This is a genomic window from Streptomyces sp. B21-083, assembly GCF_036898825.1.
Classification (GTDB): Bacteria; Actinomycetota; Actinomycetes; order Streptomycetales; family Streptomycetaceae; genus Streptomyces.
Genome location: NZ_JARUND010000001.1, coordinates 696,540 through 723,386 on the forward strand (window position 1 = coordinate 696,540; position 26,847 = coordinate 723,386).

The following is a 26,847-nucleotide window of genomic DNA, read 5'->3' on the forward strand; positions in this document are numbered from 1 at the left end:
TCTCCGTTCATATTCGTGAACGTCTTTCACGAATCTAAATGACCGCTGTAAGCTACGAACGGTTTCAGCCGTATGTCAAGACATGGTTCCGAGTTTTCACGGACGTCACACGACCCGAGGCACCCGTGGCCACAGCGGCCCTCATGGAGTCGGGCACAGCTTCTGGAATCCGTTCACAACCGACGCGTCCAGACCCTCGCCAACATCAACAACCTTGTCTAGATTGCGTGTTGACACTTTCTCGCCGGTGCTCAGGAGCTGCCCCCGTGCCCGAGAACTCATCGGCCGCATCCCTGCAGTCGCGGATCAACTCGCGTCAGCCGCACACGGCTCGGATCTGGAACTACTGGCTCGGCGGCCGGGACCACTACGAGGTCGACCGCGCGGCCGGCGACCGGATCCGTGAACTGCACCCCGGTATCGGCGAGTACGCCCGCGCGGACCGCCTCTTCCTGGCGCGGGCCGTACGCCATCTGGTCACCGAGTGCGGGATACGGCAGTTCCTCGACATCGGCACCGGACTGCCGACCGCCGACAACACGCACGAGGTGGCCCAGCGGATCGCTCCGGAGACCCGGGTGGTGTACGTCGACAACGATCCGCTCGTCATGGTCCACGCCCGCGCCCTCCTCACCAGCACACCCGAGGGGCGTACGGACCATGTCGAGGAGGACCTGCGCAATGTCGACGCGGTCCTCGAACAGGCGGCCCGCACCCTGGATCTCACCCGGCCCGTCGCCCTGATGCTGCTCGGGGTGGTCATCTTCCTCGGCGACGACGAGGACCCGCACGGTGTCGTACGACGGCTGCTGGACGCCCTTCCAGCGGGCAGCCATCTCGCGCTGTCGCACACCGTCTCCGGCCCGGCGCCGGCCGAGGTGGACGCGGCGGTCGGGTTCTGGAACGCGCACGGCACTCCCCGGCTGACCCAGCGCAGTCCCGAGGCGGTGGCGCGTTTCTTCGACGGCCTCGATCTCCTGGAGCCGGGGGTCGTGTCCTGCTCGCGCTGGCGCCCGGAGGGATTCCGCACCGGCCAGGACGAGCCGACGGAGGTCGCCATGTACTGCGGAGTGGCCCGTAAGCCCTGACGCGATCCGTCCCGGCCGGTGGACCCGAACGGGATCTTGGAGTCGCTGAACACGAACACCGCTCGCCACGTATGGAAGTGAGGGTCACTCAACGACCGGAGGGCCCCGCGGTGTCGCGACATCGCGCGTTCAGGGTTCGGGAGCCATTGATGAGGCACGCACGACGACGGATCGTCCGGCGAGCGACACGGCTGGCGGCCGTCGGCGGAGTCATCCTCGGCGGATTGATGGTCACCCAGGCCGTGGCGAGCGAGCCGCCAGAAATCAATCTGCCCTTCAGCTCCGCCCAGACGGCCGGCACCACCGGCAGCGAACTCGTCACCGAACTCGGCACCGACCGGACGGCGGGCAGCTGGATCGCGGCCGACGGGAAACCGGTGGTCGCGGTCACCGACGCCGAGGCGGCCACGGAGGTCGAGAAGGCGGGCGCCCGCGCCAAGGTCGTGGACCACAGCTTGAACGACCTCAAGTCCGCGACCCGGACGCTGCGTTCGGCACCGCGCGTGGCGGGCACGGCATGGGCGGTCGACTACACCAAGAACGAGGTGGTCGTCCAGGCCGACAGCACGGTGTCGGCCGCCGACTGGGCCAAGCTGGCCTCGGTCGCCAAGAGCATCGGCGGTTCCGTGCGCATGGAGCGGAGCGAGGGCACGTTCACCACCCGTATCAACGCGGCGCAGCCGATCCTGTCGACCGGCGGGCGCTGCTCGGCGGGCTTCAACGTGACCAACGGGTCGGCCGACTTCATCCTGACGGCCGGTCACTGCGGGCCCAACGGTTCGGTGTGGTTCGCGGACACCGGGGGCTCGACGGAGATCGGCAAGACGATCAGCGGCAGCTTCCCCATCAACGACTACTCGCTGGTGCAGTACAACGGCGGCTCGGCCGGTGACGGCGCCGATGTCGTCGCCATCGGCAACGGGCGGGGCGTGCGGATCACGGGTGCGGCCGATCCGACCGTCGGGCAGAAGGTGTTCCGCAGCGGCAGCACCACCGGCCTGCGCGACGGCAAGGTGACGGGGCTCAACGCCACGGTCAACTACCCGGAGGGCACGGTGTCGGGCCTGATCGAGACGACCGTGTGCGCCGAGGCGGGTGACAGCGGCGGCCCGTTGTTCTCCGAGGGCATCGCGCTCGGGATCACCTCGGGCGGCAACGGCGACTGCAAGACCGGCGGTACGACGTTCTTCCAGCCGGTGACCAAGGCGCTGGCCGCGCTCAATGTCCGGCTGATCGGCCAGGCGGGTCAGGCAGCCGCTCCGGCGCCGTCCGGTGCGGCCACGCAAAGCGCCGTCGCCCCCGGGGAGGCCCAGCCGGGTTCGGTGGCGCCGGTGACGGGTGGCTCCGCCGGGGAAGCACTGCTGGACAAGCTCGCGGACCCGAAGAACGTGGGCCCCGGGCTGCTGGTCGTGGGCGGCAGCCTGATCGCCCTGGTCGCCACCCGGTGGTTCCGGGTGGAACAGGACCGGAGGGACTACCGCAGGTCGTACTCGGCGACGTGGAGCTGAGTGCTCCGCTGGTTCGGCGTTCTTCGGCCGCGGGCCCGGTGGGGCTGGTCGCGCAGTTCCCCGCGCCCCTTCAGGGCGCGGGGACTCACCGGACGACAGACACACGAAAGGCCGGGGCTGACGTGACCCCGGCCCTGCTGCCCAGATGGTGAACGAAAACGGTTACGCGTCGCGCCCGGGGTGCGGGGAGACCGCGGCCCATTCGGCGACGAGCTGCTGATAAGTCAGCCGCTGCTCGCTGTTGAGGATCCCGCCCGACCGGAGCCACAAGGCCCGGATCTCTTCGTTGACGTCGGCTGCCGAGCGATCAGGGGCGGATTGAAGAGTGGTGGACATGCTGTGAAGCATATGACGCCCCCCGTGAAAACTAAATCGATCGATACGGACTATTCCGACATTGCTGACCGTGTTACTGATCACGTGCAGTACGTCACCCTCCTCGTGCCCGGCTCCGAGTTCACCGGTCGGCCGCCCCCAGCACGAGCACCTGAATGGCCAGTACGGCGGCCCCGCGCGCCCAGTCGTGGAAGTCGGAGACCTTGGTCTCCAGGTCGACCGGGTCCGCGAGCGGATGCCGGTTGGCGAGGATGCTCTCCTCGATCGCGGCCCCCGCCACCGCGACGAGCCCGACACCTTCCCCGGCGAGCAGGATCTTCTCCGGCATCGCGAAGTTGGCGATCTGGGCGACCAGCGTGCCCAGCGCGCGGGCCGCTTCGTCGACGACGCGGGCGGTCATGGGATCACCGGCGGCGGCCCGGGCGAGGATCTCGTCGTACGACAGATCGTGGCCGGTGGCGGCGCGGATCTGGTAGCGGATGCTGGGGATGGTGAGCAGGGAGATGGCGCTGCCGCGCTCCCCGTCGGGGGTGAGCGGGCCGTTCGGGTTGACGATCCAGCGGCGCCCGATGCCCAGGCCGTCCTCGGAGGACGGCACCCGCCGGCCGCCGCTGACCAGGCCGTAGCCGAGGCCCGCCCCTATGGTGAGGACCGCGAAGCGGTCGAGTCCACGGCCCGCGCCGAACCAGCTCTCGGCCTCGACGAGGGCGGCGACGTCGTTCTCGACGACCACTCGCAGTCCGGTGCGCTCCTCGACGAGGTCGGCGAACGGGACGTCGTACCAGTCCAGGAAGACGGAGTCGGCGACCACCGAGCGGTTCTCGACGCGTCCGCCGACGCCGATCCCGATGCCGGCGACAGCCGGGCGGGCAGCGGCCAGTTCGGCGGCCATCCCGGCGATCAGGTCGGCGACGCGGGCCGGGTCATGGCTGGTGAGAGGCCGGTCCAGGCGGGCGACGACCTCGCTGCGCAGGGAGGTGACGACGCTGTAGACCATGTCGTCGGTGATCTTGAAGCCGAGAAAGGCGCGGGACTCGGCGACGATGTCGAGGGGCTGCGAGGGGCGTCCCTGGCGTACCTCGTCCGGTGATCCGGCGTCGGGCACCTCGACGAGCAGCCCCGATTCGAGCAGCGGTTTGCTGAGCCGGGTGAGGCTGCCGGCGGAGAGGTCGAGTCGCCGGGCGAGTTCGGCGCGGGACAGGGGGCCGTGGACGAGCACCTCGATCGCCACCGCGCGCTCGCCGGGGCTCAGCGGCGGCCAGCCGTCGGTCACTGCGGTCATGACGATCAGACCCCTCACCTTTTCTTTTGGTACGGAACTAACAAGGTCACGATACGGCGAGAAACCTGGCCGGCAAAAGATATCTGCCCGCATCTTGACGAATGGATTCTTCCACCCCGAAAGTAAGTGCCCTGAGGACGAGCCGCCGACGAGCAGACGAGGGAGTCGCTCCATGACCGTCGCCTCCACCAGCCCTCCCCTGCGTCGACCACGGGGTGACGGGGCGCTCGCGGCGCTCTTCGTCGCCCCGGCGATGCTGGGCTTCCTGGTGTTCCTGCTCTGGCCGACACTGCGCGGCGTCTACCTGAGCTTCACCCGCTTCAACCTGCTGACCCCCGCCGAGTGGGTGGGGCTCGACAACTACGTCCGGATGGTGCACGACCCCATCTTCTGGGACTCGTTGACGGTCACCGTCGAGTACGTCGCCATCAACATCGGCGTTCAGACGGTGTCGGCACTCGCCATCGCCGTACTGCTCCAGCGGCTGACCCAGTCCGCGGTCCTGCGCGGCATCGTGCTCACCCCCTATCTGATGTCGAACGTCGTCGCGGGCATCGTCTGGCTCTGGATCCTCGACACCCAGCTCGGCATCGGCAACGAGATCGTCGCGGCTCTCGGCTTCGACCGGATCCCGTTCCTCGCGGACGAGACCTGGGCGATCCCGACGATCGCGCTGATCAACGTCTGGCGGCACGTCGGCTACACCGCGCTGCTGCTGTTCGCGGGTCTGCAGGCCATCCCGAACGACATGTACGAGGCGGCCAAGGTGGACGGGGCGAGCGAGGGGCGGATGTTCTGGCGCATCACCATGCCGTTGCTGCGGCCCGTTCTCGCGGTGGTCCTGATCATGACGGTGATCGGCTCGTTCCAGGTCTTCGACACTGTCGCGGTGACGACGTCGGGCGGTCCGGCGAACGCCACCAACGTGCTGCAGTTCTACATCTACGGCGCCGCCTTCGGCCGCTTCCAGTTCGGCTACGCGTCCGCGATGTCCGTGGCCCTGCTGGTCGTGCTGAGCGCGATCACCTTCCTCCAGTACCGGCTCACCCGGGCCGGCCACACCGACCTCGGCTGACCGGGAGGACCGACACCATGACAACGCCGACAGCCCTGACGACACCGGCACCCGCACCGACCCCGACATCCGCCAAGGCGGCCGTACAACCGCAGCGGCGCGGGCCCTCCCTCGGGCGGATCGCCGCCTGGGCGATGATGACCGCGATCGTGCTGGTCACCCTGCTGCCTTTCTACTGGATCCTGCGCACCGCGCTGTCCACCAACGCGGGCCTCGCCGCCGACCCGACGAACCCCCTGCCGGTGCATCCGACCACCGGCGGTTTCGAACGCGCGCTCGGCCTGCAGTCCACCAAGGAGGCGATAGCGCAGGGCGGCGCGGGCGGCGGCCTGGACTTCTGGCGCTACCTTCTCAACTCGGTGTTCGTGTCGACCCTGATCACCGGCTGTCAGATCTTCTTCTCGGCGATGGCCGCGTACGCCTTCGCCCGGCTGCGCTGGCGCGGCCGGGACACCGTCTTCGGGCTGTTCCTGGCGGGCCTGATGGTTCCGGCGATCTTCACCCTGCTGCCGAACTTCGTCCTGATCAAGCAACTCGGCCTGGTGGACAACCTGTTGGGGATCGCACTCCCGACGATGTTCATGACGCCGTTCGCGGTGTTCTTCCTCCGCCAGTTCTTCATGAACATCCCGCGCGAGGTCGAGGAGGCGGCGCTGCTCGACGGCGCCGGCAAGATCCGCGTGTTCTTCCGGGTGCTGCTGCCGATGGCGTCCACGCCGGTGCTCACGCTCGCGATCCTCACGTACATCACCGCCTGGAACGACTACTTCTGGCCGCTGATGGTGTCGTACAGCGACAGTTCTCGCGTGCTCACGGTGGCGCTGGCGATCTTCCGGGCACAGACCCCGCAGACGGGTGTCGACTGGTCGGGGCTGATGGCGGCGACCCTGATCGCCGCGCTGCCGATGCTCGTACTGTTCGCGTGCTTCGCGCGCCGCATCGTGAGTTCCGTCGGCTTCACGGGCATCAAGTGACCGCGCCGACCGATCGTCCGCTCACCTGTTCATCTGCTCAACCGAAAGGACGGACATGCGACTTCGTACGGTCGTGGCACTGACCGGAGCTCTGGCGCTGTCCCTCGCGACCGGTTGCGCGCAGGGCGGGGCGGCCGGCTCGTCGTCGGACACCGTGACGTACTGGCTGTGGGACGCCAACCAGCAGCCCGCCTACGAGGCCTGTGCGAAGGGCTTCGAGCGGGAGAACCCCGGCCTTACGGTGAAGATCACCCAACTGGGCTGGGACGACTACTGGACCAAGCTCACCGCGAGCTTCATCGCGGGCACCCAGCCGGACGTGTTCACCGACCACATCCAGAAGTTCGGCCAGTTCGCCGATCTGAAGGTCCTGGAACCGCTCGACGACCTCGGCATCGAGGACTCCGTCTACCAGCCCGGCCTCGCCGCCAACTGGATGGGGCAGGACGGTCACCGCTACGGCGCCCCGAAGGACTGGGACACCGTCGCGCTCTTCTACAACCGGAAGCTGGCGAAGGCGGCCGGTCTCACGGCGGCCCAGCTGAACGATCTCTCCTGGAACCCGAAGGACGGCGGCACCTTCGAGAAGGCGATCGCCCACCTCACCGTCGACAGGAACGGAAAACGGGGCGACGAGGCCGGCTTCGACAAGGACCACGTCAAGGTGTACGGCCTGGCGACCAACGGCGGCGGCGACGGCGACGGCCAGACCCAGTGGAGCACGTTCGCCGCGTCGGCGGGCTGGACCTACACCGACGAGAAGCGCTGGGGCACCAAGTACCAGTACGACAGCAAGACCTTCCAGTCGGTGATCAAGTGGTACTTCGGCCTGGCGGACAAGGGCTACATGGTCCCCTTCACCGACTACAACTCCCAGTCGAACCAGGCCAACACCCAGATCTCGTCGGGGAAGGCGGCAGCCGCGTTCGACGGTGCCTGGATGATCTCCTCCTACGCCGGTTTCAAGGGCCTGGACATGGCCACCGCCGTCACTCCGACCGGTCCGACGGGCCGGCGCGCGACGATGATGAACGGCCTGGCCGACTCCATCACCAAGGACGCCCACAACATGGCGGGTGCCAAGAAGTGGGTCGCGTACCTGGCGTCCGCCGAGTGCCAGCGGACGGTGGGGAGTTACGGGATCGTCTTCCCGGCCACGCCCGACGGCACGAAGGCCGCGGTGGCCGCGTACAAGAAGAAGGGCATCGACGTCTCGGCGTTCACCCGGCCGGTCGCCGGCGAGAAGGCGGGCGGCAAGGAGTTCGCCACCTTCTCCTACCCGATCACCGACTACGCGGCCGACGTGTACGCGTTGATGCACCCGGCCATGCAGGACATCTTCGGCAACGGCAGGTCCGTGACCAGTCTCGACGGGACCAACAGCCAGATCAACCTGATCCTCGACCAGTGACGTCACCGAAGTCACCGGTCGGACACCATATGAAGGGCACGCACAACATGACGTTCTCCCTCGGCATCGTGGGCGCCGGGCAGTTCTCCGGCCAGTTCGCCAAGCTGTTCCTCGCCCATCCGGGCGTCGGCGAGGTGTATGTGACCGACCTCCTGCCGGAGCGCGCGGAGCAACTGGCCGCGACGGAGGGCCTGTCGGGCACGTTCCCCTCGTACGAGGCGATGCTGGAGTCGCCCACGGTCGACGCGGTGGCGATCTTCACCCAGCGCTGGACGCACGGGCCGCTGGTCCTCCAGGGCCTCGGCGCCGGCAAGCACGTGTACTCGGCGGTGCCGATGGCGATCACCGCCGAGGAGATCGGCGCGATCATCGACGCCGTACGGGCCACCGGACTCACCTACATGATGGGTGAGACGAGTCAGTACAACCCGGCGACCGTCCACGCCCGCAACCAGATCGCCGAGGGCGCCTTCGGCAGGCTCTTCTACGCCGAGGGTGACTACGTCCACGACATGGACCTCGGGTTCTACGAGGCCTACCAGTACAGCGGCGGCGAGAACTGGAAGGCGACGGCCAGCTATCCCCCGCTCCTCTACCCGACGCACTCGGTGGGCGGGGTGCTCGGTGCCTGGCAGACGCACGCGGTGAGCGTGTCGGCGATCGGGGTGCGGGACGAGCGCGGCGACGGCGTGTTCGACAAGGAGGTCAGCCAGTTCGGCAACGACTACTCCAACGCGAGCGCCCTGTTCGAGGTCGCGGGCGGCGGTTCGTTCCGTACGAACGAGTTCCGGCGCGTCGGCTACCCCTCGCAGATCCGGGAGTCGCGGTTCCGGTTCTTCGGTACGGACGCGAGTATGGAGCAGCTCGCCACGGTCGCCCTGTGGCAGGACAAGAAGGGGGTCACGGACATCAGCGAGCTGCTGGAGCCCAAGCCCACCATGGCTCCTGACGATCCGTCACTCCAGCGCATCGCCCCGGACCTGCGGGCCGCGTTCACCTCCGGCTCGGCTCCGGTGCACGACCGCTCCCGCCTCCCGAGGGAGTTCGACGAGCTGCACAACGGCCACGAGGGCAGCCACCACTTCCTGGTGGACGACTTCGTGACGGCGGTCAACACCCGCACCCTGCCGTCGGTGAACGCGTGGGTCGCCGCCCGCTACACCCTGCCGGGCATCGTGGCGCACGACTCGGCGCGGCAGGGCGGGGCGAGGCTGCCGATCCCCGACTTCGGGGACGCGCCCGAGGCGTGACCAGGGGCACGGTACGAGGGTCGGCCGGGTGCCTCAGGTGCCCGGCTTGCGCCCGTACACGAAGACGTCGTCGCCGTTCCTCAGCAGCGACCAGTACTTCTTGGCCGTCGTCTTGGTCATGTTGACGCAGCCGTGCGAGCCCGGCGGGTTCCACATGCTGAGGCCGACCGAGTGGAAGGCCTGCCCGCCGTCGAAGAACTGGCTGTAGGGCATCGGCACGTCGTAGATGTTCGAGACGTGGTCGATGTCCCGCCAGTAGATCTTCTTCAGTCCGGTGCGGGTCTCGTAGCCGTCGCGGCCGGTGCGGACCGGCACCGGGCCGTAGACGAGGCGGCTGCCGTCCTGGATCCAGCTCAGCTGGAGCGTGAGGTTGACGCAGGCGATACGGCCCTTGTTGACCGGGCACTTGCCTTCCCTGTTGGGCGTGTTGCCGACGGCCCGCTGCTTCAGCATCAGGTCCATCACGCCCCAGGTGACGGAGCCCGCGTAGCCCGCGCTGGGAGTGATGCCGTGCTTCTTCTGGAAGCTCTGGGTGGCCTTGCAGTCAGCGGCGGACTGCACACCGTCGACGGGCCGCCCGAGGAACTTCTCCACCTTCTTCTGGTACGGGCCGGTCTGCGTCGTGCAGCTCGCGGCCTGCGCCGGTGCGGCGGTGACCACGAGTGCGAGCGGCGCGACGAGCCCCGCGACCCCGAGCGCGACGACCCCTCGTCTGCGTACGTCCCCCATGTCGGTACCTCTCTCCTACGTGCTGCGAGCGGGTTGTCATGAACGTTCTCTGCTTGCTAGACCACCGTTGCGGCTGATCGGTTGTAGATCCGCCCGGGCCGGGACGAAACGGTGACATTCACATGGCCGTCATGGTCCGACCGTACTGTCCCGGCGATCAACTGGGCAGATAGCGTTCGGACATGTCCGCGTTCATGCAGCAACTCCCCGCCCTCATAGGTGTCGTCATCGGCGCCCTCGGCTCCTACTGGGCCGTCGCGCGAGGGGAGCGCGTCCGCTTCACGCGCGAACGGGAGGCGCGGTGGGAGGAGCGGCGGCTGGCGGTGTACACCGACTACGCGCGGGTGCTCAAGAAGTCGGTCACGCTGACGTACCGGGTCGCGGCGAGCCTCGGCAACGACCCGCATCCGCACCCCCTGACCCCCGAGGAGGCGGCACCGCTCATCGCCGAGGCCACCGTCGCCAGGGACCCGTACGGGGAGGCCCTGCTTCTGCTGGGCGACCCCGGGGTGGTGGCGAAGGCCCGGGAGTGGGTCGCCACGCTGCTGGAGATGGAGGCGTTCCTGCGCGAGCGGACCGAGGATCCGCGAGCCTGGCAGGTGCTGCTGCAACGCCAGCGGTCCGGACGCGAGGGCTACTACGCGGCCGTTCGCAGCGACCTGGCGCTGCCACCGGGCCACTCCGCACGCTGGCCGGTGGTCCCGGCCGCGAGGACCACCGGCGACACGGGCCACACGGACGGCAACGGCGACCGCGGCTGATACGTGGGCCCGCGTCTGTGGTCAGCGGATGATCTGGAACATCTCTACCGGTATCCGGCCGTGTCCGCCGGTTTCCCCGTGTCCTGGACCTCGACCACATAGCGCCAGGCGTCCGGCCGGCTGCCGTCGAGGTCGGTGAAGCCGTAGACCTTGGCGAGTTGGCCGCTGGAGAGGGACTCGCCGTTCCAGCGGGACACATCCGGGTCGGCCGCCAGGGCCGTCACGGCGCGGCCCACGAACCGCGGGGTCTCCGAGATGGCGAAGTGCGGGACGCGTTCCAGGGCGTCCCGCCAGTTCTCCTCGCGGACGCCGAAGTGTTCGAGCATCATCTCGGAGCGCAGCCAGCCCGGGGTCAACGCCACGGCGGTGGCGCCGCGCGGGCCCAGTTCGTGGCCGAGGGCGAAGCCCATGCGCAGGACGGACGACTTGGCGAGGTCGTAGAAGAAGGTGTTGCGGTAGTTGGCGCGGTTGTAGTCGAGGGTGCCGTCCGTCATCTCGACGACCAGGCCACCGGGGTTGCGCAGCAGCAGGGGCAGGGCGTGGTGGTTGGTGATCGCGTGGGTCTCGACGGCCAGTCGCAGCAGCCGCAGCCCCTTGTCGAGGTCGTGCTCCCACACCGGGCTCTCCCACTCGAAGAGGTTCTCGCCGCCCCAGATGTCGTTGACCAGGACGTCGAGCCGGCCCTGCTCCTCGGCCACCCGGTCCACCAGCGCCCGTACCCGCGCCGGGTCGAGATGGTCGGTGGGTACGGCGATGCCGTGGCCGCCCGCGGCGGTGACCAGGTCGGCGGTGTCCTCGATGGTCTCCGGCCGGTCGTACTCGGAGCGCTGCTGCCGGGTGCTGCGGCCGGTCACGTAGACGGTGGCCCCGGCGGCCCCGAGCTCCACGGCGATGCCGCGCCCGGCCCCGCGTGTCGCCCCGGCGACCAGAGCGACCTTGCCCGCGAGTCCTCCGCCCTGCGCCCCTTCGTGTAGCTGCCCGTCCAGCGGGTTGTGCGTCGTCCTCGGCATGTCCGTGTCTCCTCCGTGCGTGACCGGGGGCCCGATCGACCGGGCCTGCGGGCCGGCGTCACGTCCAGGGTGTCGTTGATACCGGACATCCACTGTCGGGTATTCCGCTCACGACATGCCGCAGGGCGGGCAGCTGCTCCGCCAGCGGGTCCAGGCCCACGTCCTCGCGGCGCTCCTCGACCGTCTCGGGGTGGCGGATCGGGTACGGGCACAGGGTGTCGGCGTTGATGCGGGTGCCGTAGAACTGCGGCTGGCCCAGCTCGACCGCGCAGTGGTCGGCGATGTAGGCGTGGTGCACGGCCGGGCAGCCGCCGTCCGCGACCGCCTCCGCGATCAGATCGCGGCAGGTGAGCTGGAAGCCGAGGTCGGCGGTGTGCAGCAGGATCATCAGCGCCGCCGTCGACGCGGGCTCGCCGACCTGAGCCGCCTGGGGCCAGCCGCGTCGGGCCACGACCGATCTGAGGGCGTCCGCGTTGGCGCCCCGGCAGCGGGTGACGAAATGCCGGTTGAGCGCCGTGGGCGCCTCGCGGGCCAGCCGGGTCAGTCGCTGGTCCTCCTCGGCCCTGCGCACCAGTTCGGCGGCCAGGGCGCCCTGTCGCGGCTCGGCCGCCGCGCCTCGCGGGGTCTCCATGGGTGGTGCACTCCTCATACCGTTCTCCTGCCCCCGACGGCCTTCACGGTTTCTCCCCGGTGGACATCGAGAACCACACCTTCTTGCCCGGTGTGCCCGGATCCGGCGGCGCGGTGCCCCAGCCGTCCGTGAGCGCGGCGACGATGGACAGGCCTCTCCCCGACTCGGCCGACGTACCGGGCGTACGGGGTCTCGGCAGCAGGGGTGAGGGGTCCGAAAGAGTGACGCGCAGTTCGTGCTCGGTGTGTTCCATCACGAGGGCGATCGAGTCGGCCGGGCCGGTGCCCGCGTGGCTGACCGCGTTCGCGAACAGTTCGTCCGTCGCGAGAACCGCGTCGTCGACCAGGTGGGACAGCTGCCAGCGGGTGAGGTGCCCGGCCACCGTGCGCCGTATCCGCGCCGCACCGGAAGGGTGGGCGGGCAGCGCGACCTGGAGCAGGCGGGGCCTGCTGGGGGAGATCACGGGAGCCTCACCAGGTGGTCCACGTCCGCGTCCACGTCATGGAACGCCGTGGGTGCCGTGCGTGCCGTCATCGGGCTTCCTTCCGGTGCACCGGTGCTGTTGTCGAAGACAACAGCACCGGTGGCCTGACATACCAGGGAGTGCGGGGGTTGTCCGGTTGCATATGCGTAGTGGCGCCGACATCGGCTATGCCACCGCTCCCAGCACCGGTCGCGACCTGCGTTCGAACTCCTGCACCATCGGCTCGTCGCGATGCGGGGTGAGCCGGCCGCGGAAGTCCCGCAGTGCCTGGATGGATCGTTCGCTGTGGACGCCGCTCAGCGCGTCGAGCGCCTCGGTCGCCGTGCCGAGCGCCTCGTCGAGACGGTGCTGCTGCAGATGGGCCGTCGCCAGCACGGACCGGCTGATGGCCTGGCGCCGACGGCGGTCGGCGTGGGCGCGCACGGACCGCGCCGCGGTGTCCTGCGCCTGCGCCGCCCAGCCCAGGTCACGGAAGCACACCGCGGACTCCGCCTCCAGGTAGTGGTGGTCCAGGAAGCGCACCCAGGGCGACTCCTGGGCACTGCCCCGGCTCGCGGCCAGCTGCCTCTCGGCCGCGCACAGGGCCTCGGAGGCCTCACGAGCGCGGCCCAGCGCGGCGTGCCCCCGGGCGGACATCGCGTACAGGCGCATCAGGCCGAGCGGGCTGCCCGAACCCTTCGCCGTGACGAGTCCGGCCCGGGCCAGACACACACCTTCGTCGGGACGGCCGAGGCTGGTCGCCAGATGGGACAGGCCGGCGAGGATCTGCCCGCCGAGCACCCGGTCGCGCCCCTCGGCGCAGAGCCGCAGGCCCTGGGTCATGTAGCGCTGCGCGAGCCCGTACTCCCCCGCGTCGTACGAGCTCCAGCCGGCCATCGCCGCCAGGCGGGCCGCGGCGGCGAACAGCTCGCGCAGCTGGGCCGGGGCGACGCCGCGCTGCTGGAGCATGGGGATGATCTCGGTGGACAGGTAGTGCACGATGCTGGTGCGGACCCCGCCGCCCCCGTAGTGGTTGTCCATCTCGTCGAACATGCCGATCATCGCGTGGACCTGCTCCACGGGACCGGCACAGTCCGGTGGCGGTACAGCGGCGGGTACGGGGCGGACGCGGCCCGAGTCACCGCCTCCGCCGACGCCTCCGTCGCCGGTCCCGCCGTTCTCGCCGTTCTCGCTGTTCTCGGCGTTCTCCGCGTTCTCCAACAGCCAGAGCAGCCACTCGCGCTGAGGGTTCGTCAGGGCGCCCGGGACGAAGGGGACCGTGCCGAGGAGCGTGCGCCGCGAGATGTCCGTGGAGCCCAGTTCCGCCAGGGAGTGCAGGGTCTCCGCGACGTCCTCGCCGTACACGAGTGCCCTGCCCACGACGGGGCGTTGCTGGTCGGGCACGAAGCCGAGGTCCGCCGGAGACAGTGCGCGGGCCAGGCGTTCACAGAGCACCGCGGCGATCAACTCGGGGGTGCCGCCCCGGGGCTGCTGACCCTGGAGCCAGCGGGTGACCGACGCCTTGTCGTAGTTGCTGTCCACGCCCTGTCTGCGGCCCAGTTCGTTGACGCGGTGCGCGAGTGACGCGTAGGAGCAGCCGGCGTCCTTGAGCGCGGTCGCCAGCGCCGTGTTGGCTCCGCCCGCGCCCCTGCCGGGGCTTCTCGGTTGTCCGTTCGTCACGGCGGCCATCCAGGTTTCGCATCACGTCGGCGTGGGGCTACGTACTCGTCCGGATCTGGCGGGACGTCAACTTCCCGGCGGACGGACGGGCTTCGGTGACGTCACCGCGCGATGTGCGGCAGGTCACTCGATCACTATGGTGACCGACAGGCACAGCTCGCAACCTTCGTTCTGATAATTTCAGAATGAACCGCAAAGGCCTGTCGGTGTCAACCGAAGACATGGCACACTGCCCGCTGTGACCGGTCCCCGGAGGTCCCACGTGAGCGACAACCGCTCAGGCGGAAGCGCCCCCACCGTCCTTCGGATGGTCCTCGGAAAGCGCCTGAGGCATCTGCGGGAGCGGGCAGGGGTGTCGTTCGAGGACGCCGCACGGGCGATCGAGGTCACGCCGTTGACGGTCCGCCGGATGGAGAAGGCCGAGGTCGGCCTCCGCATCCCCTACGTGAAGGAGCTGTTGCGCACCTACGGGGTCCTGGCCAAGGAGATCGACGACTTCCTCCGCCTCGCCAGGGAGGCCAACCAGCCGGGCTGGTGGTACACGTACCGCGATGTGCTGCCGGACTGGTTCAGCGCCTATGTGAGCCTGGAGAGCGAAGCCACCGTCATCCGGCTCTACGAACCCCACTACGTCCCCGGCCTGTTGCAGACCGAGGACTACGCCGTCGCGCTGCTGCGCATCGGCTTCCCCAACGAGAGTCCCGAGGACATCCGGCGCCGGGTCGCCCTGCGGCTGAAGCGCCAGGATCTGCTCGACAAGCCCGAGGCGCCCGCCGTCTGGGCCGTACTGGACGAGACCGTACTGCGCAGGCCCGTGGGCGGGGCCGAGGTGATGCGGGCTCAGATCGACCGTCTCAGTGAGGTGTTGGAGTATCCGAAGGTCCGGCTCCAGATCATGCGTTTCGCCGCGGGTCCGCACCCGGGAGCCTTCGGTCCCTTCCACTACTTCCGCTTCGGCTTCTCCGAACTGCCCGACGTCGTCTACACGGAGAGCCTCGCCGGCGCGCAGTACTTCGACCAGCCCGCCGACGTCGTGACGTACCTGGAGGTACTGGACCGGATGTCCGTTCAGGCGGAACCGGTCGCTCGGACCAGGGAGATCCTGGCAGCACTGCGTAAGGAGTTGTGAACCATGGCAACCGACAACCCCGTCCACAGCGGCATGCCCGCGACCGAACTCGGCTCCGAGGGCTGGCACAAGCCCTGGAGCGGCACCAACGGCGGAAGCTGCGTCGAGGCCAAGCGACTGCCCGACGGCAGTGTCGCCTTCCGGCAGTCCAAGGACCCCGACGGGCCCGCCCTGGTCTACTCCCGGGACGAGATCGTGTCGTTCCTGGAGGGCGCCAAGTCCGGCCAGGCCGACTTCCTGATCGCCTGACGCCCCGGCCCGCCGTACGCCTCCGGCGCGAGCGGTCCGGGTACGGCGCACCACCACATCCGCACAACCGGACAACCCGTTCGTGCACTCCCGACGCGCGGGATAGCCGTACACACTGGAGGAGTTGACGCGCCACCGCGCGCACCGTTGTGCGCGCATTCACTCCGAAGTCCGAAGGGAGCGGCATGCGTACGCCGTCTCACGCCCCGGGTCGAGTCACGTCGTCCGGCCGTGCCGGCACTCCCCTGCCGGGCCGCTCCCCAAGGACGGGGACGCCCACGCGATGAACCTTCCGCGGGCCGTCACGGAGACCGTCACCCCGTACCGGATCCTGGTCGTCGAGGGCCACGAGGGTCTTCGCCGCGCCTGTCTGTACTCCGAACTGGCCCTGCTCGGCTTCCCGTCACGGCAGCCGCCCGAGGGGCTGCATCATCTCGATCCCACCCGGCCCTACCGCGACCTGCTGGCCGCGCCGGGCCGGTTCGTCGTCGACGGCGGCATCATCGGGGAACTCGTGTACGGGCCGTTGCGTCGCGGGCGGTCCCGGGTGACCTGGATCCAGGCGCTCGACTTCGCCGAGGCGGTCGCGGAACGCGAGGGCGCCCTGCTCCACCTCACCGGAGGCGAACACGACGACGGGTCGGAGAGCGCTGCCGCCGCCCTTGCCTACGCAAGGGTGTTCCGGACGCTCGCACAGCATGTTCCCGTGGTACGCGTGGACGTCGCCCCCGCCCTGACCGACATGGTCGCCGAGCGGACTCGCCGCATCCGTGCCCCAGCGCCCCAACTGTCCCAACTCCGGCGATCTAGCTAGCAGTTGACGATAGGTTAGCGAAGTCCGCGCGAGGCAAGTCAGGAGAACTCCGATGACAGACGGCTCCCCCACCCCCGACCAGGAAGCACTGTCCAAGATCGACACCACGGTGCCCCACTCCGCCCGCATCTGGAACTACTGGATGGGCGGCAAGGACAACTACGAGGTCGACCGCGCGGCGGGCGACGAGTACCGCGAGATCGCCCCCGACATCGAGACGATGGCCCGCGCCTCGCGCACCTATCTCATCCGCGCGGTCACCTTCGTGGCCCGCGAGCGCGGGATCCGCCAGTTCCTCGACATCGGCACCGGCCTGCCGACGTACGACAACACGCACCAGGTCGCCCAGAAGGTGGCCCCCGAGTCGCGCATCGTCTACGTCGACAACGACCCGCTCGTCCTGCGGCACGCGCAGGCCCTGCTCACCAGCACCCCCGAGGGCACCACCGACTACATCGACGCGGATCTGCGCGAACCCGAGAAGATCATCGAAACGGCGCGCCAGTACCTGGACTTCGACAAGCCGGTGGCGCTGATGCTGATGGGCATCCTCGGCCACATCCAGGACTGGGAGGAGGCCAAGGCGATCACTCACCGCCTTCAGGCGGCCCTGCCGCCGGGCAGCTACTTCGTGCACTACGACAGCACGGACACCGACGAGGAGCTCAAGCGCGCCCAGCAGGGATACGACGACACGGGCGCGGTCCCGTACGTGCTGCGCAGCCCCGACAAGCTCTCCGCGCTCTACGCGGGTCTGGAGCTGGTGGAGCCGGGCATCGTCTCCTGCCCGCTCTGGCGCCCGGAGCCGGGCACCTCGCCGCAGCCGACAGACGTGTACGGAGGCATCGCGTACAAGGCGTAGCCGCTTCCGTTGTACCGGTCGGTCGTGTTTGATGTCATCCTGTCGATCGACAGGATTCCTGGCAATAGCCCGACCGAACGGAACCGTATGTCCCTCCTCGGCAGGCCTGCGGTGGCCTCCATCGTCGCCAAGGCGATGCAGCGGCTCGTCATGCTGGCGGACCGACGGTCCGGCGGGCGGGGCTCCGCCGCCGCGTCCCACGCCCGCCTTCCCGAATTCCCGCGTGCCACAGGCGAGTTGACGATTCCGACCTCGGTGGCCAAGGCCCGGGTCGTGGTCTACCGGCCCGCGGCCGAGGACCCGGCCCCGCCGGTCCACGTCAACTTCCACGGCGGCGGGTTCATCCTTCCGCTGACCGAGTCGGACGACGCCTTCTGCCGTGCCGTGGCCGCGCTCGCGGGCGTGGTGGTCGTCAACGTGGACTACGTCGTCGCCCCTCAGTATCCCTTCCCTGCCCCGCCCCGGCAGGCGTACGAGGTCGTCCGGTGGATCGCGGCGCACGGCGCCGAGCACGGCTGGGACGGTGCCCGGCTGACCGTGGGCGGGCAGAGCGCCGGCGGCGGTCTCGCCGCGGCCGTGGCCCGCCAGGCCCTGGAGGAGGGCGGCCCCGCGATCGCCCTCCAGGTCCTGCACTACGCGCCCCTCGACCTCGCGACCGCCGCGAAGGACAAGCGGGCGGCGATCGCCAAGCCGATGCTGCGCCCGTGGATGGGCGAGGTGTTCGACAGCGCGTACGTACCGGACGCGCGCGAGCGCACCGACCGGCTCGTCTCCCCCGCCCATCCGGAGGAGACCGCGGACCTCAAGGGCATCGCCCCGGCCCTGGTCGTCACGGCGGCGCACGACCGCCTCCGGGCGGAGGCCGTGCGCTACGCCGAGCGGCTGCGCCAGGTGGGATCGCTGGTCGAGCACCACGACATGGCCGGGGTCGACCACGGCTACGACCTCGACGACGAGGAGAAGGCAAGGGAGGTCTACCCCTTCGTCGCCCACCACGTACGGCAGGCCACGGCGGCCCTCTGACCCCCGCGCCGCCGGCCCCGGGGCGTTCAGCGCAGGGTGAGGGGGGTCTCCGTTCCGGCGCGGGTCAGTTTCTCGGGGTTGCGGACGTAGTAGAGACCGGTGACAAGGCCGTTCTCGACGCGCATCGCCATGATGCCGTCGAGCTCACCGCCCAGGTGTACGGCGAGTGCCAGGCCGCCGTTGACCATGGTGGGAGTGAAGGTGATCGGGCTGTCATTCTTGCCCGCGGCGCCGAACAGGAAGCGGACCACCTTGTCGGCGCCGTTGATCGGCCGCAGCGCCGCCTGCTTGATACCGCCGCCGTCGCTCACCAGGACGACATCCGGGGCGAGCACGTCGAGGAGGATCTGCGGGTCCCCGGTTTCCAGTACGCGCTGGAACGACTCCAGGACGGCCCGGCCCACGGCCGGGGAAACCGTCTGGCGGGGGCGCCGGGCGTCCACGTGCCGACGGGCGCGGCTGGCGATCTGACGGACGGCCGCGGGACTCTTGTCCACGGCGGCGGCGATCTCGTCGTAGCCCGTATCGAAGACCTCGCGGAGCACGAAGACGGCGCGTTCGGTCGGCGAGAGGGTCTCGAGGACGAGCATCAGAGCCATCGAGACGCTCTCGGCGAGTTCGACGTCCTCGGCCACGTCCGGCGCGGTGAGCAGCGGCTCGGGCAGCCACTGGCCGACGTAGGCCTCCTTGCGGCGGCTCATCGTGCGCAGCCGGTTGAGGGACTGCCGGGCCGTGATCCGGACCAGGTAGGCGCGCTGGTCGCGGACCTGCGCGAGGTCGACCGCGACCCAGCGCAGCCAGGTCTCCTGGAGGACGTCCTCGGCGTCGGCCGCCGACCCGAGCATCTCGTACGCGACGGTGAAGAGCAGGTTGCGGTGGGCGACGAACGTCTCGGTCGCCGGGTCGGTTCCGGGGCCGGTGCCGGGGTCGGGGGCCGTGGTGTGGTCGCTCATGTCCCGGCCCCTGTCCGGCGCGGGCGGCGGCGCCGGCCGCCGTCGGTGATCGGGCGTGCGTTCACAGCAGGGTCCTTTTCGTCGTCGTCGACAGCCGTTCGACCGCCAGGGGAGCACTGCCCGGCGTCCGGCGGTGACACGCCGGGCAGTGTCTCAGGCTGCCCGCTCGGCGGTGACCCGCTCCTGGTCGGCCTTGGCCCGGAGGAGCTGCCGGCGCTTGGCGTCCTTGCTCCACCAGGTGCGTGCGCCGGGCTTGCGTGCCTCGTACGAGAGCTGCCAGGGGATGCTCCTGCAGATGAGTTCCTTGACCTTCGCGCCGGTCCGGCCGCCGAGGTAGTACCTCTTGACGGTGTCGTCCTTGCCCATGAGCTGGAAGACGCCGGCGTGCCGCCCCAGGCTGATGCAGGTGGCGACGAACCCCACGTCGACCGGGGCGGGCCGCTCCCCCGCGATCCGGCTGAGCACCGTCTCGGCGGCCTGCGGGCCCAGCTGGACCGCCGCCTGGCAGCTCATCCGGAACGGCAGGTCCGACGGGGCCGCCGAGTCCCCGGCCGCGACGATGCGCTCGTCGTCCACGCTCGTCAGTGTCTCGTCGGTGAGCAGGCGGCCCAGGGCATCGGTGCGCAGTCCGCTGCGGGCGGCCAGGTCGGGGACCCCGAAGCCGGCGGTCCAGATGGTCACCGCGCTCGGCAGTTCGCGGCCATCGGCGAGGCGTACGGCAGCACGGGTCACCTCGGTCACCTTCGTGTCGGGGCCGTCGAGCACGCTCACCCCGAGTGCGGCGAGCCGCTTGGCCACCGCACGCCGGCCCCGCGGATGGAGGGACGGGCCGAGCAGTCCGCCGCACACCAGGGTCACGGTGCGGCCCTGTTCCGCCAGCTCGGCGGCGGTCTCGATGCCGGTCGGACCGGCGCCGACCACGGTCACCGGGGCCGAGGCGGGCGCGGCGTCGAGGGCCGGCCGGAGCCGCTGTGCCTCCTCCAGGCCGGCGATCGGGTACGCGAACCCGGCGGCGCCGGGGACGCGGGGGTCGGCGCTGCCGCTGCCCACGGCGTAGACCAGGTGGTCGTAGCCGACGGTGTCGCCGCTCGCGAGTGTGACGCCGCGCCCGGCCGTGTCGATCCGGGTCACGCTGTCCACCACCAGGCGGACGTCCTCGGCCAGGATCTTCCGGTAGTCGGTGACCGCGTCGTGGGTGCCGCTGACGAGTTGGTGGAGGCGGATTCGGTCGACGAAGGTCGGGCGCGGGTTGATCAGGGTGACGGTCACGTCGGTGCGCTGTGTGAGGCGGTTTGCCGCCATGACGCCGGCGTAGCCGCCGCCGATCACGACCACTTCGGTGTTCCCGCTCATGGTGTCTCCTCCGCTTCGACGGTCGCCCCTTGAATGGGGTTCGGCCTCAAGACACCGGCTGAGCGAGGGTTGTGACAGGGGCGGTGATTATTTTTTCGCCCCCGCCGCCCCTACCCGTCCCATCCCGTACCTGGGGGCTGCGCCCCCAGACCCCCTGCCGGCCCTGAACGGGCCTTGTCCTCAAACGCCGGACGGGCTGGAAATGCGGGCCTGTACTGGAGGGGGACGGACTCAGTTGTCGGGAAGCGGTCGGGCTGGGGGTGCGGGCCCGCGCTGGAGGAGGGCCGAGCCCAGTTGCAGGGGAATGTCCGGGCTTGGGGTACGGGCCTGCACTGAAATCCGTCCACTACGGCCACTCCGGCTATCAGGTCAAGCGTCCCGGACTATTGACTCCGTCACCCTGCTGTAGCGATCCTCATCACAGATTTGCGCGAGCCATGACAACCTTTGTGCGAGGACGTGAGTGATGACCGAGCCTGCTTTCCCCCCTCGCCCGCGTCGCGGTCGCAGACCCCTGACCGTGCTGCCCCTGCTGCTGGCCGTACTGGCGCTGATGCTCGGCACCGGGCCCAGCTCGGCGGCCGGCGCGGAGTGGTGGACGCCGACCGCGCGCCCGACGCCCGACTCCCAGATCAACGTCACGGGTGAGCCCTTCAAAGGCACCAACTCCCAGGGCGAGGTACAGGGGTTCGTCGACGCGCACAACCACCTGTTCTCCAACGAGGCCTTCGGCGGCCGGCTCATCTGCGGGAAGGTCTTCTCCACCAGCGGGATCGCCGACGCGCTCAAGGACTGTCCCGAGCACTACCCGGACGGCACCCTCGCGATCTTCGACTACATCACCCACGGCGGCGACGGCAAGCACGACCCGGTCGGCTATCCGACGTTCAAGGACTGGCCCGCGTACGACTCGATGACCCATCAGGCGAACTACTACGCCTGGATCGAGCGCGCCTGGCGCGGCGGCCAGCGCGTGCTGGTCAACGACCTGGTCACCAACGGCATGATCTGCTCGATCTACCCGTTCAAGGACCGCAGCTGCGACGAGATGACGTCCATCCGCCTCCAGGCGAAACTGACCTACCAGCTCCAGGACTTCATCGACGCCCAGTACGGCGGCACCGGCAAGGGCTGGTTCCGGATCGTCACCGACAGCGCACAGGCGCGTGAGGTGATCAAGCAGGGCAAGCTGGCCGTCGTCCTCGGTGTCGAGACGTCCGAGCCCTTCGGCTGCAAGCAGATCCTGGACATCGCGCAGTGCAGCAAGGCCGACATCGACAAGGGTCTCGACGAGCTGTACGGCCTCGGTGTGCGCAGCATGTTCCTGTGCCACAAGTTCGACAACGCGCTGTGCGGGGTGCGGTTCGACGAGGGCGGTCTCGGTACGGCGATCAACGTCGGCCAGTTCCTGTCGACGGGCACCTTCTGGCAGACGGAGAAGTGCACGACCGCGATGCACGACAACCCCATCGGCGGCGCCACGGCGACCAGCGCGACGGAGGAACTCCCCGCGGGCACCGAGTTGCCGACGTACTCCTCGGACGCGCAGTGCAACAAGCGGGGGCTCACCTCGCTCGGCGAGTACGCGGTGCGCGGCATGATGAAGCGCAAGATGATGCTGGAGATCGACCACATGGGGGTCAAGGCGGCCGGTCAGGCGATGGACATCATGGAGTCGGAGTCCTACCCGGGCGTGCTCTCCTCGCACAGCTGGATGGACCTCAACTGGACCGACCGGGTCTACGCTCTCGGCGGCTTCATCGCCCAGTACATGCACTCCTCCAAGGAGTTCGTCGCGGAGGCCGCGCGCACCGACGCCCTGCGCACCAAGTACGACAAGGGCTACGGCTACGGCACCGACTTCAACGGCATCGGCGACCACCCCGCCCCGCGCGGCACGGACACGGGTACGACGGTCAAGTACCCCTTCACCAGTGTCGACGGCGGCTCGGTGATCGACCGGCAGACCACCGGGTCCCGCACCTGGGACATCAACACGGACGGTGCCGCGCACGTCGGCCTGATCCCGGACTGGATCCAGGACATCAAGCAGGTCGGCGGCGCCGACGCGGTGAGCGACCTGTTCCGGGGCGCCGAGTCCTACCTCGACACCTGGGACGCCACGGAGACCCACAAGGCCGGGGTGAACCTCGCCAAGGGCGTGACGGCGACGGCCAGTTCGTCGGAGTCCAACCCGGTCACCAGCTACCAGCCCGGCCGGGCCGTGGACGGCGACTCGGGCAGCCGCTGGGCGAGCGACTGGAGCGACGACCAGTGGCTCCAGCTCGACCTCGGGACGACGAGCCTGGTCAAGCGGGTCACCCTCGACTGGGAGAAGGCGTTCGGGAAGTCGTACCGCATCGAACTCTCCACCGACGGCACGACCTGGCAGACCGTCTGGTCCACGACCGTCGGCGACGGCGGCCTGGACACCGCGCAGTTCTCGGGGATCCCGGCCCGTTATGTGCGCGTCCACGGACTGGATCGGGGCACGGACTGGGGATACTCACTCTACGAAGTAGGTGTCTACAGCAGCTGAGTTCCATATCTAGGGGGAGTCCATGGCACGCAAGCCGTCGGCCGAGCGGCGCCGGCAGCTGACCGAGGCGGCCATCCGCGCGATGACCCGGGACGGCGTCCCCAGGACGACGACCCGGTCCATCGCGGCCGAGGCCGGCGTGTCACTGAGCGTCTTCCACTACTGCTTCGACTCCAAGCAGGCCCTGATCGAGTCGGTCATCACGACGATCATGGACCACTACGTCGATGTGGTGCGCGAGGCGATCCAGCCCCAGTCCACCCTGCGGGAGACCGTCAGGGCGGGCTTCAGGGCGTACTGGGACCATGTGGCGGCCCACCCGGGCGAGCACATGCTGACGTACGAACTCACCCAGTACGCCCTGCGCGAGCCGGGGTTCGCGCATCTGGCACGCCGGCAGTACGAGCTGTACGCCGAGACGTACGCCGAACTGCTGGAGCAGCTGCGCGAGACGATGGAGTTCGAACTGAGCGTGCCCGTCCCGGTGTTGGCCCGTTATCTGGCCGCGATGACGGACGGGCTGACGCTCAACTTCCTGGCCCTCGGCGACGAGAAGGCCTGCACGGAGATCCTCGACACGGTCACCGACCATGTGGCCGCCCTCGTACGGGAGTAGCCCGTACGGGACTCCCGCCCCCGCTACGGGGCTATCGCCAGCAGCCGTTCGGCGTACTCCGTGAGGTACTCCTCCCGCTGCTTCACCGACGCCTCCCCCGGGGAGCGGGCGACGAACGGGGGCAGCACGTCGAAGCCGAGGCAGCCGAGGATGCCGTGGTGGATGGGCCAGAGGGCGCGGTCCAGGTCCTCGTCGGTGCCGCCCGGGCCGTACAGGCCGGAGGGGGTGCCGGTGGTCGTGCAGACCAGGGCACGTCTGCCTCCTAGCGGTCCGGTGTCGTAGGCGCGTCCCTCTCCGTAGGCGAAACCGCGGGCCATCGTGCGGTCGATCCAGCCCTTGAGGATGGCCGGCATTCCGGACCACCACAGCGGGAACTGGAGGATCATCAGATCGCACCGGGCGACCTTCTCCTGCTCCGCGAGGACGTCGGGCGGGGTCTCGTGCGCCGCCGACACGCGTTCCTGCTCGGCGACGACATCCAGGAAGTCCGGGTCGGTCCAGACTCCGGGGAAGTCCTCGGCGTCGACCGCCGCCTTCCAGCCGAGCCGGTACAGGTCGCTGACCACGACCTCGTGCCCGGCCCGCTTCAGGACGTCCACGGCTCTGACCTTCAACGCGCCGTTGAAGGAGCAGAGTTCGGGGTGAGCGAAAACGATCAGTACGTTCACAGTGGGGGGTCTCCTCAGATCGTCCGTGCTGAGCCGTTCGGACTGAGTCGTTGTGTTCGGTCAAGTCGTCGTGTTCAGTTGAATCGTTGCGTTCGGTTGAGTGGTTCTTTCTGTTCGCCCCGCTGTCCGGTTCGATCAGCTGTTCAGTGGCCCGTCCGCGCTGTCCGACCTGTCCGTCCTGTCGAGGGGGATGCGCAGGGTGAAGGCGGTCTCGCCGGGGCGGCTGGTCACGTCGAGGGTGCCGTCGTGCGCCCGGACCAGGGACAGGGCGACCGCGAGGCCGAGACCGCTGCCGCCCCGGTCGCGGCTGCGGGCCTTGTCGACGCGGTAGAAGCGGTCGAAGACCCGGTCCCGGTCGGCGGCCGGGATGCCGGGGCCCGCGTCGACGACCCGGACCACCGCGTGACCGTCGTCGACTCCCACCTCCAGGGACACCGCTGTGCCGGCTGGTGTGTGCACGGCCGCGTTGGTCAGCAGGTTGTCCAGGACCTGCCGGATACGCAGCGGGTCAAGACGCAGCCGCAGTTGCTTCGGGGGCGCCGTCACCGTCAGGGGACGCTCCGGGTGGCCCGCGCGGAAGGCGTCCGCCGCCTGGCCGGCCAGTTCGACCAGGTCGGCGCGCTCCGGGCGCAGCGGGGTCTCGACCTGGGCCGCGTCCAGCCGGGCCAGCAGCAGCAGGTCGTCGAGCAGGACGCCCATCCTGGCCGCCTCGGCGCGCAGCCGGGCCAGATGCCTGTCCCGTTCGCCGGGCTCGTTGGCGGCGGCGTACTGGAAGAGGTCCGCGTAGCCCCGTACCGACATCAGGGGTGTACGCAGTTCGTGCGAGGCGTCGGCGACGAAGCGGCGCAGGCGCTGTTCGGCCTCGGTGCGCACGGCGAGCGAGTCGTCGATGTGTTCGAGCATGGTGTTGAACGCGGTGCGCAGTTCCTCGACCTCGGGTCCGCCGTCGCCCCGGTCGGCGCGTACGGGCAGCCGGGCGGAGTCGGTGAAGTCGTGGGAGGTGATGCCGCGGGCGGTGTGGGCCATGTCGCTGAGGGGCCGGAGGCCGCGCCGCAGCACCGCGCGGCCGAGGACCACGAGGCCGAGGAGGGCGACCGCGAAGGCGACGACCTGGACCGTGACCAGCCGGTCCATGGTGTTCTCCATGTCCTCCAGGGGCGCCGCGGTGACCAGCACGACCCCGTCCTCGACCTCGCAGGCACGCAGGCGGTAGGACTCCCCGCCGATCCGCGCGGTGCGCAGCACGTCGGCGCCGGAGGTCCGCACGGCCTCGGCGGTGGCGAGGAGTTCGCTGGCGTCCGACGGCACGTCGGCGGGCTTACGGATGACAGGTTCGGGGCCCGAGATCTTGTACGAGGCGCTGTACCAGCCCCAGTAGGGCTTGTCCTGGACGCCGCCGTACGCCACCACGTCCTTGGCCTGGCTGGTCTGGACGTGCGTCATCTGGTCGCTGAGCTGGCGTACCAGGTACTCCCGCATGTACATCGAGAGCGACGCGCCGACGACGGCGAACACGACCAGCGAGAGCACGCCGATGCCCAGCGCCAACCGCGTGCCCAGCCGCAGCCTGCGGTAGTTCTCCCGGCAGCGGCGGATCACTCGCCGACCTGCCGGACCACGTAGCCGACGCCCCGGACGGTGTGGATGAGCGGTTCGTCGTGTTGGTCGGGGTCGTCGAGCTTGCGGCGCAGCCGGCTGACGACCAGTTCCACGACGTTGGACCGGCCGCCGAAGCCGTACTCCCAGACATGGTCGAGGATCTGGGCCTTCGTCAGGACGGTCGGTGACTTGCGCATCAGGTAGCGCAGCACCTCGTACTCGGTCGGGGTGAGCGTGAGCCGTTTGTCGCCGCGTCTCACCTCGCGGGTGTCCTCGTCCATCGTCAGGTCGGCCACCCGGAGCACGGACCGCTGGAAACCGGGGCCCGCGCTGCGGCGCAGCACGGTCCGCAGCCTGGCCATGAGTTCCTCGACGGCGAAGGGTTTGACCAGGTAGTCGTCGCCGCCCCGAGTGAGGCCGGCGACCCGGTCGGCGACTCCGTCCCGGGCGGTGAGGAAGACCACGGGAACCATCGTGCCCGACAGCCGCAGCCGGTCGAGCACGGCGAAGCCGTCGAGGCCCGGGAGCATCAGGTCGAGCACCACGATGTCGGGACGGAACTCGGCGGCCCTGGTCAGCGCCTCCTCACCGGAGTACGCGGTGACCGCCTCCCAGCCCTCGTAGCGGGCGACCGTCGCGACCAGGTCGGCGATGGGCGGATCGTCGTCCACGACGAGAAGTCGTACTTTTTCCACGTGCTCATACTGCTGCACGCTGCTCGCAGCGCCATACCCTCCTCCGTCCGTACGCGTGATCGATAACAAGTTGAAAGTCCAACGACAGCTGAATGACAGCTACCGCCGGTCAGACTCGGGGTCCCTGGACCCGATCAAGGAGCACCGTC

At 69.6% G+C, this 26,847-nt stretch carries 26 protein-coding genes; 14 read left to right on the forward strand and 12 right to left on the reverse strand.

The features are described from left to right. The first annotated feature begins 266 nt into the window (after window positions 1-266). Both QA861_RS03165 and QA861_RS03170 read left to right on the forward strand, forming a co-directional pair. The gene (locus QA861_RS03165; protein WP_334586644.1) at window positions 267-1,088 is read left to right on the forward strand and encodes an SAM-dependent methyltransferase; all 822 of its coding nucleotides are present in this window, start codon (window positions 267-269) and stop codon (window positions 1,086-1,088) included. A gap of 149 nt (window positions 1,089-1,237) precedes the next feature. After that, window positions 1,238-2,596 carry a S1 family peptidase gene (locus tag QA861_RS03170; protein WP_334586645.1) on the forward strand — a complete coding sequence of 453 codons (1,359 nt, stop codon included), beginning with the start codon at window positions 1,238-1,240 and terminating at the stop codon, window positions 2,594-2,596. A 162-nt stretch (window positions 2,597-2,758) separates the two neighbouring features. On the opposite strand, the gene QA861_RS03175 is transcribed toward QA861_RS03170, so the two are convergent. Both QA861_RS03175 and QA861_RS03180 read right to left on the reverse strand, forming a co-directional pair. Continuing rightward, window positions 2,759-2,944: a hypothetical protein gene (locus tag QA861_RS03175; RefSeq protein WP_006380218.1), complete on the reverse strand. Its 186-nt coding sequence runs from the start codon at window positions 2,942-2,944 to the stop codon at window positions 2,759-2,761. Window positions 2,945-3,053: 109 nt separating this feature from the next. Continuing rightward, the gene (locus QA861_RS03180; RefSeq protein WP_334586646.1) at window positions 3,054-4,214 is read right to left on the reverse strand and encodes an ROK family protein; all 1,161 of its coding nucleotides are present in this window, start codon (window positions 4,212-4,214) and stop codon (window positions 3,054-3,056) included. 172 nt (window positions 4,215-4,386) lie between these two features. Here QA861_RS03180 and QA861_RS03185 point away from each other — a divergent pair, with 172 nt between their 5' ends. Genes QA861_RS03185 through QA861_RS03200 form a run of 4 tightly spaced genes read left to right on the forward strand, consistent with a single transcriptional unit; the run spans window position 4,387 to window position 8,924 of the window. Next, window positions 4,387-5,289 carry a carbohydrate ABC transporter permease gene (locus QA861_RS03185; protein WP_334586647.1) on the forward strand — a complete coding sequence of 301 codons (903 nt, stop codon included), beginning with the start codon at window positions 4,387-4,389 and terminating at the stop codon, window positions 5,287-5,289. A gap of 17 nt (window positions 5,290-5,306) precedes the next feature. Further along, window positions 5,307-6,263 (forward strand): carbohydrate ABC transporter permease, encoded by a 957-nt coding sequence (locus QA861_RS03190; RefSeq protein ID WP_334586648.1) that lies wholly within the window; start codon window positions 5,307-5,309, stop codon window positions 6,261-6,263. Between the two features lie 55 nt (window positions 6,264-6,318). Further along, complete coding sequence (locus QA861_RS03195; RefSeq protein WP_334586649.1) at window positions 6,319-7,674, forward strand: ABC transporter substrate-binding protein; 1,356 nt, start codon at window positions 6,319-6,321, stop codon at window positions 7,672-7,674. 47 nt (window positions 7,675-7,721) lie between these two features. Beyond that, on the forward strand, window positions 7,722-8,924 hold the full coding sequence (locus QA861_RS03200) for a Gfo/Idh/MocA family protein (RefSeq protein WP_334586650.1): 1,203 nt from the start codon (window positions 7,722-7,724) through the stop codon (window positions 8,922-8,924). A gap of 33 nt (window positions 8,925-8,957) precedes the next feature. Here the strand turns inward: QA861_RS03200 and QA861_RS03205 are convergent, their stop codons facing one another. Next, a complete protein-coding gene (locus QA861_RS03205) occupies window positions 8,958-9,653 on the reverse strand; it encodes a L,D-transpeptidase family protein (protein ID WP_334586651.1) in 696 nt (231 codons plus the stop codon). Window positions 9,654-9,835: 182 nt separating this feature from the next. On the opposite strand from QA861_RS03205, the gene QA861_RS03210 reads away from it, so the two are divergent. Beyond that, window positions 9,836-10,414: a hypothetical protein gene (locus QA861_RS03210; RefSeq protein ID WP_334586652.1), complete on the forward strand. Its 579-nt coding sequence runs from the start codon at window positions 9,836-9,838 to the stop codon at window positions 10,412-10,414. 44 nt (window positions 10,415-10,458) lie between these two features. Here the strand turns inward: QA861_RS03210 and QA861_RS03215 are convergent, their stop codons facing one another. The 4 genes from QA861_RS03215 to QA861_RS03230 form a co-directional block, all read right to left on the reverse strand. Then, window positions 10,459-11,424: an SDR family oxidoreductase gene (locus tag QA861_RS03215; RefSeq protein WP_334586653.1), complete on the reverse strand. Its 966-nt coding sequence runs from the start codon at window positions 11,422-11,424 to the stop codon at window positions 10,459-10,461. Window positions 11,425-11,482: 58 nt separating this feature from the next. After that, on the reverse strand, window positions 11,483-12,055 hold the full coding sequence (locus QA861_RS03220; protein ID WP_334586654.1) for a DUF6624 domain-containing protein: 573 nt from the start codon (window positions 12,053-12,055) through the stop codon (window positions 11,483-11,485). 43 nt (window positions 12,056-12,098) lie between these two features. Continuing rightward, window positions 12,099-12,518, reverse strand: a complete 420-nt coding sequence (locus QA861_RS03225) for an ATP-binding protein (protein WP_334586655.1) — start codon at window positions 12,516-12,518, stop codon at window positions 12,099-12,101. A gap of 186 nt (window positions 12,519-12,704) precedes the next feature. Beyond that, a complete protein-coding gene (locus QA861_RS03230) occupies window positions 12,705-14,207 on the reverse strand; it encodes an NsdA family TPR-like regulatory protein (RefSeq protein ID WP_334586656.1) in 1,503 nt (500 codons plus the stop codon). Between the two features lie 253 nt (window positions 14,208-14,460). On the opposite strand from QA861_RS03230, the gene QA861_RS03235 reads away from it, so the two are divergent. The 5 genes from QA861_RS03235 to QA861_RS03255 all read left to right on the forward strand — a co-directional run bounded on the left by QA861_RS03235 (window position 14,461) and on the right by QA861_RS03255 (window position 18,275). Then, a complete protein-coding gene (locus QA861_RS03235; RefSeq protein ID WP_503461730.1) occupies window positions 14,461-15,327 on the forward strand; it encodes a Sco1979 family transcriptional regulator in 867 nt (288 codons plus the stop codon). 3 nt (window positions 15,328-15,330) lie between these two features. Further along, complete coding sequence (locus QA861_RS03240; RefSeq protein ID WP_006374031.1) at window positions 15,331-15,576, forward strand: DUF397 domain-containing protein; 246 nt, start codon at window positions 15,331-15,333, stop codon at window positions 15,574-15,576. 283 nt (window positions 15,577-15,859) lie between these two features. Continuing rightward, window positions 15,860-16,390 (forward strand): hypothetical protein, encoded by a 531-nt coding sequence (locus tag QA861_RS03245; protein ID WP_334586658.1) that lies wholly within the window; start codon window positions 15,860-15,862, stop codon window positions 16,388-16,390. Window positions 16,391-16,442: 52 nt separating this feature from the next. After that, entirely contained in the window at window positions 16,443-17,252 is an 810-nt protein-coding gene (locus QA861_RS03250) for an SAM-dependent methyltransferase (protein WP_334586659.1), read from the forward strand. Between the two features lie 87 nt (window positions 17,253-17,339). Further along, complete coding sequence (locus QA861_RS03255; protein ID WP_334586660.1) at window positions 17,340-18,275, forward strand: alpha/beta hydrolase fold domain-containing protein; 936 nt, start codon at window positions 17,340-17,342, stop codon at window positions 18,273-18,275. 26 nt (window positions 18,276-18,301) lie between these two features. Here QA861_RS03255 and QA861_RS03260 read toward each other — a convergent pair whose 3' ends face one another. Together QA861_RS03260 and QA861_RS03265 are read right to left on the reverse strand one after the other, a co-directional pair. Next, window positions 18,302-19,228 (reverse strand): RNA polymerase sigma-70 factor, encoded by a 927-nt coding sequence (locus tag QA861_RS03260; RefSeq protein ID WP_334586661.1) that lies wholly within the window; start codon window positions 19,226-19,228, stop codon window positions 18,302-18,304. A gap of 153 nt (window positions 19,229-19,381) precedes the next feature. Then, window positions 19,382-20,581, reverse strand: a complete 1,200-nt coding sequence (locus QA861_RS03265; protein ID WP_334586662.1) for an NAD(P)/FAD-dependent oxidoreductase — start codon at window positions 20,579-20,581, stop codon at window positions 19,382-19,384. A 466-nt stretch (window positions 20,582-21,047) separates the two neighbouring features. On the opposite strand from QA861_RS03265, the gene QA861_RS03270 reads away from it, so the two are divergent. Both QA861_RS03270 and QA861_RS03275 read left to right on the forward strand, forming a co-directional pair. Continuing rightward, window positions 21,048-23,120: a discoidin domain-containing protein gene (locus QA861_RS03270; protein WP_334586663.1), complete on the forward strand. Its 2,073-nt coding sequence runs from the start codon at window positions 21,048-21,050 to the stop codon at window positions 23,118-23,120. Between the two features lie 22 nt (window positions 23,121-23,142). Further along, the gene (locus QA861_RS03275; protein ID WP_334586664.1) at window positions 23,143-23,736 is read left to right on the forward strand and encodes a TetR/AcrR family transcriptional regulator; all 594 of its coding nucleotides are present in this window, start codon (window positions 23,143-23,145) and stop codon (window positions 23,734-23,736) included. A gap of 23 nt (window positions 23,737-23,759) precedes the next feature. Here the strand turns inward: QA861_RS03275 and QA861_RS03280 are convergent, their stop codons facing one another. From QA861_RS03280 to QA861_RS03290, 3 genes are all read right to left on the reverse strand, one after another. Then, window positions 23,760-24,404, reverse strand: coding sequence for an NAD(P)H-dependent oxidoreductase (locus tag QA861_RS03280; protein ID WP_334586665.1), 645 nt, complete (start codon window positions 24,402-24,404; stop codon window positions 23,760-23,762). A 135-nt stretch (window positions 24,405-24,539) separates the two neighbouring features. After that, window positions 24,540-26,003, reverse strand: a complete 1,464-nt coding sequence (locus QA861_RS03285; RefSeq protein WP_334586666.1) for a sensor histidine kinase — start codon at window positions 26,001-26,003, stop codon at window positions 24,540-24,542. After that, entirely contained in the window at window positions 26,000-26,698 is a 699-nt protein-coding gene (locus QA861_RS03290; RefSeq protein WP_334586667.1) for a response regulator transcription factor, read from the reverse strand. The genes QA861_RS03285 and QA861_RS03290 overlap by 4 nt, the downstream gene beginning before the upstream one ends. Between the last annotated feature and the right edge of the window lie 149 nt (window positions 26,699-26,847).